Consider the following 15,661-nt stretch of genomic DNA (forward strand, 5'->3'; position numbering starts at 1 on the left):
CTATGATAAAACAACTGTTCCAAAAGCAGTCTCCAATGATGGTAGGCATCGATATCGGCTCTCACTCGGTGAAAGCCGTGCTGCTGAGTCAGCAACAGGATAAATACCAGCTTGAAGCTTTTGCCATCGAGCCCATGGCCAAAGGTGCCATGTCCGATCGTGAAATTCAGGACATCGAGGCTGTTGGCAATGTGCTGAGTAAGATCCGGAAAAAATTTCCTCGTTCGATCAAGTTTGCTGCCGCCGCTGTGTCGGGGTCGACCGTTATCAGCAAAGTCATTTTTATGGATGTTGCCTTAACCGATGCTGAACTTGAAAGTCAGATCGAAGTCGAGGCAGACAGTTTGATCCCTTATCCGCTGAATGAAGTCAGCATGGATTTCGAAAAGTTGGATATCAACGAATCCGATCCTTCCAAAGTCAATGTCTTGCTGAGCGCTGCCCGCACCGAAAGCGTGGAGAGCAGGGTAGCAGCTCTTGAGCTGGGCAATTTCACCAGCAAGGTGATTGATGTCGAAAGTTATGCGCTGAGCCGTTCGGCCACTTTGTGCATGCAGCAATTACCAGAAGATGCCAAAGACAAAGTGGTTGCCATGGTGGATATCGGTGCGACCATGACCCTGCTGTCGGTGATTGAAAAAGGCAAAACACTCTACACCCGCGATCAGGTTTTTGGTGGCGAGCAATACACCCGCAGTATTTTGTCCTACTACAACAAAAGCTACGAAGAAGCTGAGCAAGCCAAGGTCAGTGGTGACCTGCCTCCAAACTATACTTTTGAAGTACTGGCTCCTTTCCAAACCATGTTGTTGCAGCAAGTGCGGCGTGGTGTTCAGATGTACCTGACCACCAGTGGTAAAGAAAGTATCGATTATTTGGTGATTTCAGGTGGTACTGCGTTGCTGGAAGGAATCGACAAGCTGTTAACCGATGAGCTGGGTATTTACACTGTGATAGCCCGGCCGTTTCATGAGATGGCCTGTGCCAGTACCGTGGATAAAGACTTGTTAAAACGCCAGGGACCGCAGTTAATGGTCGCAGCCGGGCTTGCGTTAAGGAGTTTTTCACCATGGCACATATAAATTTATTGCCCTGGCGTCAGGAAGCTAGAAAAGAGCAGCAAAAACAGTATATTACTATATTGTCAGCTGTGGCTTTAATGAGCTTTATGCTGGTGTTTGTCATCAGCTCAATCTACAGCGCCCGGTTGGAAGGTCAGCAAAAGCGCAATCAGTACTTGCAAGGTGAAATAAACAAACTCAACCGCCAAATTGCTGAGATACGCGATTTGAACGAAACCAAAAACAGCTTGCAGCAACGGATGAGTTTGATTGCTCAACTGCAGGGGGGGCGGAATCAAGGGACACAAATCATGGATGAGGTAGTACGGGTTGTGCCCAGTGGTGTCTATCTGACCAGTCTCGAGAAGCGTGATAATGCCATTTTAATCCATGGACGCAGTGAATCGAACAATCGTCTGGCTAACATGATTCGCCTGGTAGAGGACTCTGCTCTGTTGTCCGACCCTTTGCTCGAGTTTATCGAAACCGGTCGCAGTAACCAGTTGCTGAGTGATTTCAAGATGCATGTCCGGGTTCAGGAGTTCGACGCCATGCAAGGAGAAGCGCCATGAAGCTGGATTTTAAACTGGACTTCTCCAATATCGATGTCAATGAACTGACCCTGGACAACATTGGTAGCTGGCCAGCAGTGGTCAAAGTTATTTTTGCAGTAGTGCTTGCTATCGCTGTGGCTGCACTTAGCCACTACTTGTTGGTAAGCAGTAAGATTGATGATCTCAATGCGGCGCAGCGTCAGGAAGCTCAGCTGCGTCAAGAATACCGCACGAAATATGCCTCGGCGGTGAATTTGGAGCCATACAAGCAGCAAATGGCAGAAATGGAACAGACGTTTTCATTTTTGTTGAAGCAATTGCCGGCGACACATGAGACTCCCGGATTGCTGGATGACATTACCTATATCGGTACCACCAGTGGGCTGAATTTTGTGCGAATTAACTGGATGCCGGAAATTGAGAAAGAGTTCTACACCGAATTGCCCATTCGCATTGAGGTAATTGGTGGTTATCACCAATTTGGTAATTTTGTCAGTGAAGTTGCTCGATTGCCGCGTATTGTCAGTTTGCATGACTTCACCATTAGCTCAGAGCAAAATGGTCAACTACGCTTTAATGTGGTAGCGAAAACATACCGTTACAAGGAGGCTGACCAATGAGGTGGTTATGGTTGGTTCCAGGCATCTTGATGCTGACAGCATGTTTTGATGATTTGTCGGATATTCATCAGTTTGAGGAAGAAGTAAAAGCCAATACCCGGACACGAATCGAGCCATTGCCTGAATTACGCGAGTTTCAACACATTGCGTACCAAAGCAATCAGGCACGAAGCCCTTTTACTTTGCCAAGGCGTGAAGCCATTGAAGAGCGCTTTGTGCAGCAACAGGATTGTCCGCATCCTGATCCGAATCGTCGCCGTGAGCCGCTGGAAAGCTTTGCACTGGATAACCTGGTGATGCGCGGTACTTTGGGTGATAGTACCCAGCTTTGGGCGCTGATTCAGGCGGATGATCAAACTTTGCATCGGGTAACCTCTGGCCATTACATGGGGTTGCACCATGGCAAGGTGCAGCGAGTTACGCCGACCCATGTCGAGCTACTTGAAATGATTCCCGATGGTTCCGGTTGCTGGCAGGAAAGAACAACAACGTTGCAGATGGCTGGATCTGCTAATTAACAGGTGTGTAATGCATGATGGATACGATGACTAAAACAATGAAAAGCCATGTGACATATGCCATCTATATGGCGATGACCCTGACCTTGTTGCTAAGCTTACCAGCTACAGCCGGGCCAGTTCTGCATGATGTGCGTTACAGCCCTTTGATGAGTGGAGAAACTGAGCTCGAGTTTGTCTTCGATCGCTCTGTGCGACAGGAGCCTGAAGTGCAGGTCTTCAATCAGCCTGCTCGTATCGAGTTGCTGTTCCAGCAAGGGCAAATTGATCAAGCACTTGCCAACATTGAGGTTGGCCGTGCGGGTATAAAAACCATCAATGCCTTCGAAGACGATGGCGTCGCCCGAATTGTAGTGTACCTGGAGCAACTGAACCCGTATCAAACCCGGCAGGAAGGCAGTAGCTTTTTCCTTCATCTGAAAGATGCGCGTAGCGAGGCAGCACCAAGACACGATAATGAAATTAAACCACGAACTTTGAATAGCATTCAGGCGATTGATTTTCGTCGGGGCGAGCGTGGCGAGGGACGTGTCTTAGTGTTCTTGCGGAACAATGCCGCTGCAGTCAATGTCTCCGAGCATGGTGGCCGCATTCATCTAGACTTTCACAATACCAGCATCCCGGAAGATATGCTGTACATTTTGGATGTGATGGATTTTGGCACCATTGTTCGTCAAATCGAAACTTTCCATGATAATGGTGTCAGCAGACTGGTGATAGAACCAACTGAGGCTTTCACCCACAGTTACCGTCAGGTCGACAATATTTTCACCCTGGACGTGCAGCGCGATACCACTCAGCGCAGTGTGCTTGGTGGCCGCGACTATCAAGGGCAGGCGATCTCCTTGAACTTTCAAGACATTCCGGTTCGGACTGTGCTGCAGATTATCGCCGATTACAACAATTTTAATTTGGTGACCAGTGACTCTGTCACCGGCAACCTTACTCTGCGACTGGATGGTGTACCTTGGGATCAGGCGCTGGATATTGTGCTGCGGGTTCGTGGGCTCGATAAACGGATGGACGGAAACATTTTGATGGTGGCGCCAACCGATGAACTGGCCAGTCGCGAAGCTCGTGAGTTGCAAGCCCGGCTGGACGTAGAAAACCTGGAGCCGCTGTACTCCGATTTTCTGGTCATCAACTACGCCAAGGCGAGTGATATTGCTGCTTTGCTGCGCAATCAGGACACCAGCCTGTTGACGGAGCGGGGAGCCGTGACTGTAGACGAGCGCACCAATACAATTTTAATTCGCGATACCAGTCGTTCCATTGAAAATGCACGTCGTCTGGTCGAACGATTGGACATCCCTGTGCGTCAGGTGGTGATTGAGTCCCGGATGGTCACGGTGAAAGACAACGTCCAGGAAGACTTGGGGATCCGCTGGGGCTTCTCTGATCAGCAGCGAACCAAAGGAACATCCGGCACTGCAGCAGGCGCCAATGCCATTGCCGGTGGCGTGATTCCAAGCCTGGATCAACGCTGGAATGTCAACCTGCCAGTGACCAATCCGGCCGGTAACATTGCCTTTCATGTTGCACGCCTATCCGATGGTACCATTTTGGATCTGGAGCTTTCAGCGCTGGAGCAAGAAAACAAAGCTGAGATTATTGCCAGTCCAAGGATCACCACATCCAATCAAAAAACAGCCCGTATTGAGCAAGGTACCGAAATCCCTTACGTTCAGGCAGCTTCGAGCGGTGCTACGACTGTTGAGTTTAAAAAGGCAGTGCTCAGTCTGGAGGTGACACCACAAATCACCCCGGATAACCGCATTATCCTCGACTTGGTGATTACCCAGGATACTCGTGGTGATACCGTACAAACACCAACGGGTCCGGCTACTGCTATTGATACGCAGCGCATTCAGACACAGGTGCTGGTGGATAATGGCGAAACCATAGTGCTGGGTGGTATTTACCAGCAACAAGCGATTTCTGCGACCAATAAAGTACCACTCTTTGGTGACATTCCCTACATTGGGCGTTTGTTCAAGAACACCAGTGAGTTCAACGAAAAAACTGAACTGCTGATATTCGTGACGCCAAGAATCCTAACCGAGGGGATGTAAATCCCGATGCTCTGCCAGGACCAGGAAGCTAGCAAATAAGCCTTCCTGGTCTTGGCAAAGACAGCTCAGGGATATTTTTTGAAATAAGCTTGCCAAGCCATCTTCATTACTGACATAATTCAGCGCTTCAAATCTTCGTGGGAGCCTTTGTTCCTGACTTTTAGTTCACCAAGTAATTGAATTAGCACGACGACATATGGCAGAAAAACGTAATATTTTCCTAATTGGTCCTATGGGGGCTGGTAAAAGTACCATTGGCCGTCATTTGGCAGATATGCTGCACCTGGACTTCTACGACTCGGATCAGGAAATTGAACGCAGAACCGGTGCTGACATTGCCTGGGTGTTTGATTTAGAAGGTGAAGCAGGTTTTCGGGTGCGTGAAGAGAACGTCATTCAAGATCTCACCGAAATGCAGGGTATAGTTCTGGCAACAGGTGGCGGCTCCGTCACCAGCAAAGAAACCCGCAATCGCTTATCCGCCCGTGGCATCGTGGTCTACCTGGAAACTCCGATTGAGAAACAGGTGGCTCGTACGCAGCGTGATAAACGACGTCCTTTGTTGCAAACTGAGGAAGACTCGGAAGAAGTGTTGCGTCGACTGGCTGCTGAGCGCAACCCATTGTACGAAGAAATTGCCGACTTTACGGTCCGGACAGACGAGCAAAGCGCCCGCGCTGTCGCCAATCAAATCGTCGAGCAACTGGGTTTCTAACTGTTTTCATCAAGGGGGCTGCCAATGCATCGTGTTCAGGTTGAACTGGGTGAGCGCAGCTACCCAATCCGTATAGATGCAGGCCTGCTGCAGCAGGCCGGCCTAGGCATCAGTGACTATCCTCAGATAGTCATTATCAGCAACGATACCATAGCGCCGCTTTACTTGACTGCCGCTGAGCAGTTATTCGCAGGCTGCACGGTAAAGCATTTTCTTTTGCCCGATGGCGAAGCCTACAAGACACTCGATCAATTCAGCCGCATCATGACCTTTTTACTGGAGCAGCGTTTCCCGCGTGATGGCCTTCTGGTGGCTTTGGGTGGCGGCGTGGTTGGCGATATCACAGGTTTTGCTGCTGCCTGTTACCAGCGAGGGGTTGACTTTATTCAGATCCCAACCACCTTGTTATCGCAAGTCGATTCTTCGGTGGGAGGGAAAACTGCAGTCAATCACCCACTGGGAAAGAACATGATTGGTGCCTTCAAGCAGCCACAACAGGTGCTGATTGATACCGATGTGTTGTCAACGCTGCCTGCTCGAGAGTTCTCTGCCGGTATGGCTGAGGTGATTAAATATGCTCTGATAGCCGACGCCGATTTTTTCTCATTTCTTGAACAGCAGGCAACAGCCATTCGTCAACTGGAACCTGGTGCTCTGGCGCAGGTCATCCGTCATTGCTGCCAAATGAAAGCCGATATTGTCGCGGCCGATGAAACGGAGCAAGGAAAGCGTGCACTGCTGAATCTGGGGCATACTTTTGGTCATGCAATTGAAGCCTGGTTAGGTTATGGCCACTGGCTGCATGGTGAAGCTGTCGCTGCTGGCATGATGATGGCTGCACGGCTTTCTGAGCATCGTGGCTGGCTTACTTTGGACGAGGTGGCGCGAATTCAGGCGTTGCTGCAGCAGTTCGACTTACCGGTAGAGCCTCCATCAGGTATGCAGATAGCCGACTTCTTACCCTTTATGAAAACCGATAAGAAAGTTCGTGCCGGCAGGATGCGGTTTGTGTTGCCGGTGTCCTTTGGTTATAGTGAACTGATTGATGATGTGACTGAACCTGAATTGCTGAGTGTTTTTTCTGAATGTCGCCATCGAGCCTAGCTGAAAAACTGCAAACTCACAGTACCATTTTGCCTTCACAGCGAGAGCTGTTGGAGCGGGTGCTGTTCCAAATAGAGTTCAATGGCTGCCAACATATCCACCTCCAAGGCGGCCCTGGCTCTGGCAAAACAACCCTCTGTTTGGTTTTGGCAGAGCTGTTGTCAGAGTCGATGAACCTCGCCTATTTCCCGGCCCCGCAGGATATGACGACTGCACAGTGTCAGAAGCAGCTGCTGCAGCAATGGTTTGGCGCGGCCGAGTTCGATGCAGATTTATCCAACTTGTTGCAACAGCGCCAAAACCAGCCACTAGCTTTAGTACTGGATGGCCAGGGAGCCTTGCCACTGGCTTGCCTGGCTCAGTTGCGTGCTCATCCAGTGCACATCATTACCACCAGCAATGATTTCCTGCCAGAGGCCGATCTAAACCTGACAATTGCCACGCTCTCTGAAGCTGAAGTGGAGCAGCTGCTGCCCGTGAAAGCCTTGCATGCCATGCCCGCTGCTGAGCGTTTGCAGACGGTGGATGGCAACCTTCACCGTTTGCTGGAGCCTCAGGCTTCCCCGGTAACGGCTCCGCCGGAAGCCCGAAATAGCCAGGCACTGCATTATCGTACGGCCTCTTTGCTGCTTGCTGGAATAGGTTTGTTTGCGGTGTTGCTGTTTTGGTGGCTTTATCCAGCTTCAGAGCAGGAAATCCTTCAGGCTGACAATCAGGGCCCTTTACTGGCCGAAGCCTGGCGGCCTGCCGATACAGGCTACCAAGGGTCTGATAGTGATGGGGAAGAAAAGCTTGGCGCCCCCGAGGCCAGTAACGGCCATGATGAGCTAAGTTTTGCAAATGAAACCCGATCAGATCCCGGGCCTGTTGAGAATGCGCAAGCAGAAACCGAAGTTCAGACTGAACCTCAGCAGCGCACCGAGCAAGCGACAGAGCTGCCTGCTTCGCCAGAGCCGCTGTCGAACAACGATAAGCTGCCTCAGGAACCTTTGCCAGTGGAGGCCGAGGTATCGGCCTGGTCGCATGATGAAGCCTTGCTGTTGGCCATGGCGTCGCATCAGTATGTGTTGCAGTTGGGTGCCTTTGCACAGCCTGCTGCTGCGGAGCGCGTGCGCAGTCAGTACTCAGAGTTGTCGATGTTGATCTATCAGCGGACGATGCAGCAACAACCGCAATGGGTTCTGGTGTTGGCTCCTTATGCCAGTGCCGATGAAGCAAGGGCAAAGCGCACCGAGTTGCCTGCTCTCTTGCAGGCTGAAACGCCTTTTATAAAAGCGATGCAACAAGTTTGGTCAGAGATTGACTCGGTCGAAGATGCAGGAAGCAACTTACCATGAGGACAGCCAAGCAGCGGGCCTTTTTGAAATGGGCCGGAGGAAAATACAGCCTGGTGGAGTCTTTGCAGCGCTTTTTGCCGTCAGGCGATACCCTGGTAGAGCCCTTTGTTGGGGCTGGTTCGGTATTTTTGAATACCAACTACCAACGTTATGTGCTGAATGACATCAATCCAGATCTGATCCAGCTCTACCAAATTGTGAAACAACAACCCACGCAGTTTATTGCCGATGCACGCAGTTGTTTTGTTGAAAGCAGCAACCAAAAAGACTGCTACCTGAGCTTTCGTCAGCGTTTTAACCAAAGCCAGGATCGTTACGAACGTGCCGTGTTGTTCTTGTACTTAAACCGGCATGGCTACAATGGCCTTTGTCGCTACAATTTAAAAGGCATCTTTAATGTGCCTTTTGGCAGTTACAAAAAGCCGTATTTCCCGGAAGCTGAGCTAAACTTCTTTGCCGAAAAAGCACAACAGGCTGAGTTTCGTTGCAGCAGCTACCAGGATATTTTTGCCTCACTGCCGAAAGACGCCGTAGTCTATTGCGATCCGCCTTACGTCCCTTTGAGCAAAACCGCCAGCTTCACCAGCTATGCCCGGCAGGGCTTTAATCTGGATGATCAGGCTAACCTGGCGAATTTGGCAGAGCAGGCTTGTGCTGCCGGCAGTCCGGTGCTGATCAGCAACCACGACACTACCTTAACCCGAAAGCTGTATCAGCAGGCCAGGCTGCACTCGTTGCAGGTAGCACGTTTTATCAGCCAAAATGGCAAAGGAAGACAAAAGGTTGGCGAGCTTTTTGCTCTCTATACACCAACAGCAGACGTAGTTAGCGTAGTACCAAGAATACGGTCAGCATCACAGCCAGTACGAAAAGCACAGCCATAACTAAACCCGCGATGATGTATGGCCAGGGGGTGCTTGCGTTAAAGTCATGCTGACGTTGTTGCTCAGACTGAACGCCAATAAAAGCACCAGCCACAGCCTTCAGTACACGCTTGAATGAAGATGGATTACTGCTGGTCATGTTTGGCAGGCGACATTCGCTCCAACAGTTCAAGCAAATCGACAAAGTGGAATTGAGACGAGCGACTCTGACCTTGCAGCCAGCTAAGCCAGTTAAATTGACTTTGGCATTCGGTGCCTTGTGAGCAGCCAACAGGCGCATAGGAGGAAAGCAGCAACCAAAGACCCAACCCTGCTGTGATGGTAAGGACCATCAGCAGTAAGCGACTTTTGTGCTGAAATAGAGCTTTCATCAATGAAAATCCCGAGCTTCCTGTTATAGGGTCACAACTTAGCAGGAAATGCCCGGAGATACAAGTTTTTTACTTTTCTGCTGACCTGATAAGCAGTTTCCGCTAGAAAGCGGCTGTCAGACCGAAAAAGACCGTACTATCACCACTTTGCTTTTTGGTGGCAAAAGCCGATGCAGTAAGAGTGTCGGTGATGGCATAGTGCAGACTGATAGCAACATCGTACAAGGACTCATCCGAATCTTCCCAGCCTGCATGCAAGCCCAGGCTCCACTGATCACTGAGCGCAAACTCGGTGCTGGCTTCAAGGTAAATGTTGTCGAATTCGTCGTAGTAAAAGGTCAGGCTGGCAAAACCAAAGTCGATGCCAAGGTGGTACTCCAGATAGTCCTCATCGATGCCGTCAAAGCGGTACTGTAAAACACCGATATCCAGCGCAATGCTGTCATTGAGATCAAAGCCATATCCCAGGTAGAGGTTGGTTTCAGATCCTACCTCCTGATCGGTGGTGCCCCAAAAGCCGGCGTAGAAGCCTTGATAATCAGCTTCGATTGCCCCCTGAATGTGGAAGTGATTGGTCAGCTTGTAACCACGGAACAGGTACTTGGTCATACCGCTGACCTCAGCGCTAATACCCACTTCTTCGGCCTGCAGGGTACTAAGGTTGCCAAGGGCGAGTATCAGAGCACTGGCTAACAGGGTTTTCTTCATGGTAGTTGTCCTTGCGTTTTATAAGAGTCAGCATGGAACTCCAAAAAACATGCCAGCATTGTTTCTACTGTAAAAACAATGACTTTCTAAAATTGTGTTGTGTTGCTGCTGACTGACTGTACGCTGATGGTGCAGTGCTGCTTGCTTTTTGTGCAGCAAAGGCGGGTGCTTTTCCGGCGTAAATTCAGTAAAGTAGCCACTCTTTTGGTGCGGAGATTTTAGCCATGCAACCTTACTTAATTGCCCCTTCTATTTTATCGGCCGATTTTGCCCGTTTAGGGGAGGATGTCGACCAAGTGCTGGCTGCCGGTGCAGACGTGGTGCATTTTGATGTAATGGACAACCACTATGTGCCTAATCTAACGATAGGACCTATGGTGTGCCAGGCACTGCGTGATTATGGCATCCAGGCACCGATTGATGTGCATTTGATGGTGGAGCCGGTGGATGCCTTGGTGCCGCAGTTTGCCGAGGCGGGTGCCAGTATCATCAGTTTTCACCCCGAGGCCAGCCGTCATGTGGACCGTACCCTGCAATTAATTCGTCAACATGGTTGTGAAGCTGGTTTGGTGCTGAATCCGGCCACGCCTTTATCGGTATTGGATTATCTGATGGATAAAGTGGACTTGATTCTGTTGATGTCGGTGAATCCTGGCTTTGGCGGGCAAAGCTTTATTCCTTCGACCTTGCAGAAGCTGAAACAGGTGCGGCAGCTGATTGACCAATCCGGCCGACCAATTCGGCTGGAAGTCGATGGCGGCGTGAAAACCGATAACATCGCCGAGATTGCAGCCGCTGGCGCCGATATGTTTGTGGCTGGCTCTGCCATCTTTAACAGCCCGAGCTACCGGGATACCATCGATGCGATGCGGACAGAGTTAGCCAAAGTGCCCTAACAGCTGCTGCCTTTAACCGCTGCATGCGGTTATACTGCATGATTCGTTTAAACACCCTATTACGGACAAGATTTATGACAAGCAAGCCGATCGTGCTCAGTGGAGCGCAACCCTCAGGACAACTGACCATTGGCAATTACCTGGGCGCACTGCGGCAATGGGATCAGATGCAGGACGACTACAATTGCTTGTATTGCATCGTCGATTTGCATGCCATTACCGTGCGGCAAGACCCGGAGGCGCTCAGAAATGCTTCCCTGGACAGCCTGGCGCTGTATTTGGCCTGTGGCATTGATCCTAAGCGCTCCAGTATCTTTATGCAGTCCCATGTTGCTGAGCACAGTCAACTGGCCTGGGTACTCAATTGCTACACCCAGTTTGGTGAATTGGGGCGAATGACGCAGTTTAAAGACAAATCCGAGCGTCACAACAACAACATCAACGCCGGTCTTTTTACCTATCCGGTGCTGATGGCGGCCGATATTTTACTGTATCAGGCCAATCAAATTCCGGTCGGCCAGGACCAAAAGCAGCATTTAGAGTTGGCCCGTGATGTCGCCATGCGTTTTAATGCCCTGCATGGCGATGTCTTTACCGTACCAGAGCCTTTTATTCCCAAAGTCGCAGCCCGGGTGATGAGCCTGCAGGATCCGACGAAGAAAATGTCAAAATCCGACGACAACCCGCAAAACTTCATTGGTTTGTTGGAAGATCCCAAAGTCATCGCCAAGAAAATCAAACGGGCTGTGACCGACTCCGACGATCCGCCGCGAGTGACCTTTGATCTGGAAGCCAAACCAGGGGTAGCCAATTTGTTGAGTATATTAAGCGGCGTTACCGGCAAAACGGTGGCAGAGCTCGAGGCCGAGTACGAAGGCAAAATGTACGGTCATTTAAAAACCGACGTGGCAGATGCCGTGGTCGCCCTGCTCGAGCCTCTGCAGCAGCGCTTTAAAGAAATCCGGGCCGATCAAAATCTGATGCACCAGGTACTGCATCAGGGGGCTGAGCAAGCGCGGCACCGTGCTGCACAGACTTTACGCAACGTCTACGACGCCGTCGGCTTTGTCTTACCTTAATGAGTGCTTGAGTGAATACACCACTGTCACTGACTGCTGTTGAGGGCTTATTGTTTTTCCTGGCGGCGGCCAGTGGCGGCATGCTGCGTTTTTGGTTGAGCAATCAGCTGAGTCGCTGGCTTGGCATGGCTCTGCCCTGGGGCACCCTGGCGGTGAATGTCAGCGGGGCTTTTGCCATTGGCTACCTGGCAGCATGGTTGCTGGCCGGGGCCAACTCCTCCCTCTGGCTGATTGTGGGTATTGGCTTCTTAGGCGCTTACACCACGGTTTCAAGTTTTAGCTGGCAAAGCTTCAGCTTCTGGCATTCGGGTAGAGCAGCCCGAGCCATGGCCAATGTTGGACTAACCATACTGCTTGGTATTATCGCGGTCGCCTTTGGTTTTTACTGGGGGCAAGGGTGAGCATTCGTCCGCACATCTACTTGCTGGTTGGGCTGGGCTCTGGTTTAGGGGCCAGCCTGCGCTTGCTGCTGTCTGTTGGGCTGCATCAGCCGGAAACACTCTGGCCCTGGGCGACCTTGTTGGCCAATTGTGCCGGCTCCATGGCCATGGGGTTTTATGCCACCATGGTCAGCGAGCAGGGCGCCTGGCAAGTCAGTGAGGCGCAAAAGCAGTTTGTGCTGGCCGGCTTTTGCGGTGGTTTTACTACCTTTTCGGTGTTTAGCCTGGAATGCCTGTGGTTGGTGCAAGCGGGGTATCCCGGGCTGGCAGTCAGTTATGGGGGGCTGTCGTTGCTTGCCTGGCTGTATTTTGTGTTTGTTGGCTACAGGCTGGCTAAGCGCTATTCACTGGTCTAAACTGCTAAAAAAAGCGCTTCTTTTCAGGATACTTACCGTTGATGCTTAGCACCCGCCATACCAACTTCTGGTTGTTCAGTATCGCCCTGTTGCTCATCATCATTATGCTTTCTGCCGCCTGGTTGGCGCAGCAGCAGCGTGACGCTGTATTGATGGCAGATCTGGATAGGGTGCATCAATTGCAGGTGCAGTCGATGCAGCAACTGCAATTTCAGTTGCAGCAAGATGCCCTGATTGCCGCCGATCTGGTGTACGCCAACAGCACGGTGCGTACATTGGTGGCTGAAGCGGCTGCACGCTTCCAGCAGCAACAGGACCCGGCCGGCTTTAATGATATCCGTAGTCAGCTGATGGCTGAACTTGCCCCCAGCTGGCAGGCTCTGCAGCCCTTTGCCATTCGGCAATTGCAGTTCCATCTGGTACCCGATGTTGTCTCGCTATTGCGGGTGCACCAACCTCAGCATCACAGTGACAGCCTGGCGGATATCCGGCCTATGGTGCTTGAGGTTCAGCAGCAAGGGCAGGCCATGGCTGGGCTGGAGGTCGGTCGGTTTGGTCTTGGCGTTCGGGCCGTGCTGCCCATCAAAGCCAGCGATGATAGCGTGATTGCCAGCATGGAAACTGGCTTTGCATTGAATGATCTTATTTGGCAACGGCAGCAACAGCTGCGTCAAAAAGGCGTGCATGATGCTGGTATTTCAGTGCTGGTGAGTGCACGCTTGGGAGAGCAGTTTGTCTATCCGCTTCAGGATGCGCACCCTGATTGGTTGATTGATGTCGAAACTGACAATCGCATGTCCTACTGGTTGCAGCAGCTGCTTTTTCCTTCCCGGGTAGCGAGTCCGCAGTCGCTGCATGTAATGCACAATGAACACCACTACGCACTGAGCCTGGTGCCCTGGCACAGTTATGGCCAGCAGATGGAGGCGTCCGCTGCGGTGGTGTTGGTGAGTTGGCAGGATATCAGCTCCATGATTGCAGCGCACCAAGCGCAAAACAGACAAATTTGGGGTCTTTGGCTTGGGGCCATTGTCATCAGTGTGCTGGCGCTGTTTTTTCTGGTTAAACGGCTGCAAAAAGCCACCGCGCACTCGTTGCAAAAACAACAGCAGGCACTGCGCTGGTCTGAGCAGCGGTTAAAAGCATTGTTCAGCTTGTCGCCCCTGCCTATTTTACTTAATCGCATGGAGGATGGTGCTTTTATCGAGGCCAACCACGCGATGGAGCAACTGGTTGGCTACAATCAGCAAGAGTTGGCCGCGTTAAGTTATTGGGATCTAACGCCTGAGATTTACGCGGATGATGAACAAAAGCAACTGGAATCATTGCAAAGTAAAGGCCGCTATGGGCCTTACCGCAAACAATACCGTCACAAGGATGGGCACTTAATTGATATCGAGCTCAACGGCGTGCGCTTTGAAAACCCGGCAGGCGAGTCGATGATTTGGACCATAGTGATGGATCTGACTGAGCGCAACAAGCTCGACAAAATGAAAGACGAGTTTATTGCTACGGTGAGTCACGAGCTTCGTACGCCACTTACCTCCATTGCTGGCTCTTTATCATTGGTACTGGCTGGCGCAGCCGGTGAGTTGACCGAAAAAAGCCGTAAGATGCTCAGCATTGCCGAGCGCAACAGCAAGCGACTGACCTTGCTGGTGAACGACTTGCTGGATATGGAAAAGCTGGCGGCCGGCAAGGTTGCTTTTTTCCCGGAAATTATCCCGCTGCAGACTTTGTTGCAAGACGCGATGGAGCAAAACAAGCCCTTTGCCGATAAGCATCAAATTCAGTTGTTGCTGGCCAATGCGCCGGCTGCAGCCATTTTTGCCGATCCAGCCCGGATCCAGCAAGTGCTTACCAATCTTATTTCCAATGCGGTGAAGTTTTCGCCAGCCGGCAGTCAGGTCTGTATTCAGGCTGAGCTTGGCAAGGATAAAGTGCGGATTGGCATTCAGGACGAAGGGCCGGGCCTGAGTCAGGAGGAAATCAGCTCTTTATTTCAGCGCTTCTCGCAACTGAATAACAGTACGACCAAACAACAAGGTGGCACTGGCCTGGGCCTTGCTATTTGCCGGGAAATCATTCATCAGTCGGGTGGTAGCATTGGTGTGGACAGTGTACCCGGCCAGGGGGCTTTTTTTTGGTTTGAGTTGCCACTTGCAGACATGGGCAGTGAGCAGAGCAGCCTGGAAAAAGTGCTGGTGGTTGAAGACGATGCCGATATCGCTTCGATGCTCGCTGCCATGCTGCAGCAAGAAGGTTTTGAAGCCGACTGGGCACCGGATACCGCCACCGCCTGGCAGTTGCTTGCAAAGCAGCATTATCGCTTGTTGACGTTGGATCTTAGGCTGCAAAATGAACATGGCAGCGACTTCTTTTTACGCTTGCGCGATAACCCTGCTACCCGCGACCTGCCGGTATTGATTATTTCTGCTTATCTGCAAGAGGGAAAGGTGCAGCTGGCGAGTATGGCACAAGCTATTGACTGGCTGGAGAAACCGGTGCAGCAAGAGGTGTTGGCGGCAAAGTTAACCCAGCTGCTCGAGCAGGCAAGCTGGCAACAGGATGCCAGAGTCCTGCATGTCGAAGATGACGAGGACATCACCACCATAGTGCAAGCCCATCTGGAGGCACACTGCCGTTATTACAAAGCTGCAACGCTGCAGAAAGCCCGGATGTTGCTGCATCAACATCAGTTTGATCTGTTATTGCTGGATATTGGCTTACCGGATGGGTTAGGCTGGGATTTGCTGCAAGACATCCGGGCATTGCAAGGCGATATTCCGGTGCTGGTTTTCTCGGCGCAAGACTTATCGGTGCATCAGCATGGCAAGGTGCAGGCGACCTTCGCCAAATCCAAAGTGGAACCAGCCGAGTTGGTTAAGCGTATCAAAGCTATACTCAGTAATGAATAAGCGGCGCACTCAGTGGCTAGTGCAAATA

17 protein-coding genes are annotated in these 15,661 nt (G+C 51.2%); 14 read left to right on the plus strand and 3 right to left on the minus strand.

The genetic code is table 11. From position 1 onward, the window contains the following. Nucleotides 1-2 precede the first annotated feature (2 nt). The 9 genes from Q3O59_RS02350 (at nucleotide 3) to Q3O59_RS02390 (ending at nucleotide 8,865) form a co-directional block, all read left to right on the plus strand. The gene (locus Q3O59_RS02350; RefSeq protein WP_305944063.1) at nucleotides 3-1,082 is read left to right on the plus strand and encodes a pilus assembly protein PilM; all 1,080 of its coding nucleotides are present in this window, start codon (nucleotides 3-5) and stop codon (nucleotides 1,080-1,082) included. After that, complete coding sequence (locus Q3O59_RS02355; protein WP_305944064.1) at nucleotides 1,070-1,633, plus strand: PilN domain-containing protein; 564 nt, start codon at nucleotides 1,070-1,072, stop codon at nucleotides 1,631-1,633. The genes Q3O59_RS02350 and Q3O59_RS02355 overlap by 13 nt, the downstream gene beginning before the upstream one ends. Next, entirely contained in the window at nucleotides 1,630-2,235 is a 606-nt protein-coding gene (locus Q3O59_RS02360; protein WP_228591670.1) for a type IV pilus inner membrane component PilO, read from the plus strand. Before Q3O59_RS02355 ends, Q3O59_RS02360 begins: the two co-directional genes overlap by 4 nt. Before the next feature lie 29 nt (nucleotides 2,236-2,264). Continuing rightward, nucleotides 2,265-2,753 (plus strand): pilus assembly protein PilP, encoded by a 489-nt coding sequence (locus Q3O59_RS02365; protein WP_305944065.1) that lies wholly within the window; start codon nucleotides 2,265-2,267, stop codon nucleotides 2,751-2,753. A 17-nt stretch (nucleotides 2,754-2,770) separates the two neighbouring features. Further along, nucleotides 2,771-4,825: a type IV pilus secretin PilQ gene (locus Q3O59_RS02370; protein ID WP_369812348.1), complete on the plus strand. Its 2,055-nt coding sequence runs from the start codon at nucleotides 2,771-2,773 to the stop codon at nucleotides 4,823-4,825. Nucleotides 4,826-5,021: 196 nt separating this feature from the next. Beyond that, nucleotides 5,022-5,540: a shikimate kinase AroK gene (gene aroK / locus Q3O59_RS02375; protein ID WP_228591677.1), complete on the plus strand. Its 519-nt coding sequence runs from the start codon at nucleotides 5,022-5,024 to the stop codon at nucleotides 5,538-5,540. 24 nt (nucleotides 5,541-5,564) lie between these two features. Next, a complete protein-coding gene (gene aroB / locus Q3O59_RS02380) occupies nucleotides 5,565-6,644 on the plus strand; it encodes a 3-dehydroquinate synthase (RefSeq protein WP_305944067.1) in 1,080 nt (359 codons plus the stop codon). Further along, nucleotides 6,626-7,981: an SPOR domain-containing protein gene (locus Q3O59_RS02385; protein WP_305944068.1), complete on the plus strand. Its 1,356-nt coding sequence runs from the start codon at nucleotides 6,626-6,628 to the stop codon at nucleotides 7,979-7,981. Before aroB ends, Q3O59_RS02385 begins: the two co-directional genes overlap by 19 nt. Further along, nucleotides 7,978-8,865 (plus strand): Dam family site-specific DNA-(adenine-N6)-methyltransferase, encoded by an 888-nt coding sequence (locus Q3O59_RS02390; RefSeq protein WP_305944069.1) that lies wholly within the window; start codon nucleotides 7,978-7,980, stop codon nucleotides 8,863-8,865. The genes Q3O59_RS02385 and Q3O59_RS02390 overlap by 4 nt, the downstream gene beginning before the upstream one ends. On the opposite strand, the gene Q3O59_RS02395 is transcribed toward Q3O59_RS02390, so the two are convergent. From Q3O59_RS02395 to Q3O59_RS02405, 3 genes are all read right to left on the minus strand, one after another. Further along, nucleotides 8,807-9,004, minus strand: a complete 198-nt coding sequence (locus Q3O59_RS02395) for a DUF2970 domain-containing protein (RefSeq protein ID WP_228591686.1) — start codon at nucleotides 9,002-9,004, stop codon at nucleotides 8,807-8,809. The genes Q3O59_RS02390 and Q3O59_RS02395 overlap by 59 nt on opposite strands. Then, complete coding sequence (locus tag Q3O59_RS02400) at nucleotides 8,991-9,236, minus strand: hypothetical protein (RefSeq protein ID WP_305944070.1); 246 nt, start codon at nucleotides 9,234-9,236, stop codon at nucleotides 8,991-8,993. Before Q3O59_RS02400 ends, Q3O59_RS02395 begins: the two co-directional genes overlap by 14 nt. A gap of 102 nt (nucleotides 9,237-9,338) precedes the next feature. Next, nucleotides 9,339-9,944 (minus strand): TorF family putative porin, encoded by a 606-nt coding sequence (locus Q3O59_RS02405; RefSeq protein ID WP_305944071.1) that lies wholly within the window; start codon nucleotides 9,942-9,944, stop codon nucleotides 9,339-9,341. Between the two features lie 224 nt (nucleotides 9,945-10,168). Here Q3O59_RS02405 and rpe point away from each other — a divergent pair, with 224 nt between their 5' ends. From rpe to Q3O59_RS02430, 5 genes are all read left to right on the plus strand, one after another. Continuing rightward, nucleotides 10,169-10,840, plus strand: a complete 672-nt coding sequence (gene rpe / locus Q3O59_RS02410; RefSeq protein WP_305944072.1) for a ribulose-phosphate 3-epimerase — start codon at nucleotides 10,169-10,171, stop codon at nucleotides 10,838-10,840. Between the two features lie 74 nt (nucleotides 10,841-10,914). Beyond that, entirely contained in the window at nucleotides 10,915-11,919 is a 1,005-nt protein-coding gene (trpS, locus tag Q3O59_RS02415) for a tryptophan--tRNA ligase (protein WP_305944073.1), read from the plus strand. An 11-nt stretch (nucleotides 11,920-11,930) separates the two neighbouring features. Continuing rightward, nucleotides 11,931-12,320 (plus strand): fluoride efflux transporter FluC, encoded by a 390-nt coding sequence (locus Q3O59_RS02420; RefSeq protein WP_305944074.1) that lies wholly within the window; start codon nucleotides 11,931-11,933, stop codon nucleotides 12,318-12,320. Next, complete coding sequence (locus tag Q3O59_RS02425) at nucleotides 12,317-12,715, plus strand: fluoride efflux transporter FluC (RefSeq protein ID WP_305944075.1); 399 nt, start codon at nucleotides 12,317-12,319, stop codon at nucleotides 12,713-12,715. The genes Q3O59_RS02420 and Q3O59_RS02425 overlap by 4 nt, the downstream gene beginning before the upstream one ends. A 41-nt stretch (nucleotides 12,716-12,756) precedes the next feature. Further along, on the plus strand, nucleotides 12,757-15,633 hold the full coding sequence (locus tag Q3O59_RS02430) for a response regulator (protein WP_305944441.1): 2,877 nt from the start codon (nucleotides 12,757-12,759) through the stop codon (nucleotides 15,631-15,633). The last annotated feature ends 28 nt before the right edge of the window (nucleotides 15,634-15,661 follow it).

The sequence above is a fragment of the Alkalimonas delamerensis genome (genome assembly GCF_030717955.1).
Taxonomy (GTDB): domain Bacteria; phylum Pseudomonadota; class Gammaproteobacteria; order Enterobacterales; family Alteromonadaceae; genus Alkalimonas; species Alkalimonas delamerensis.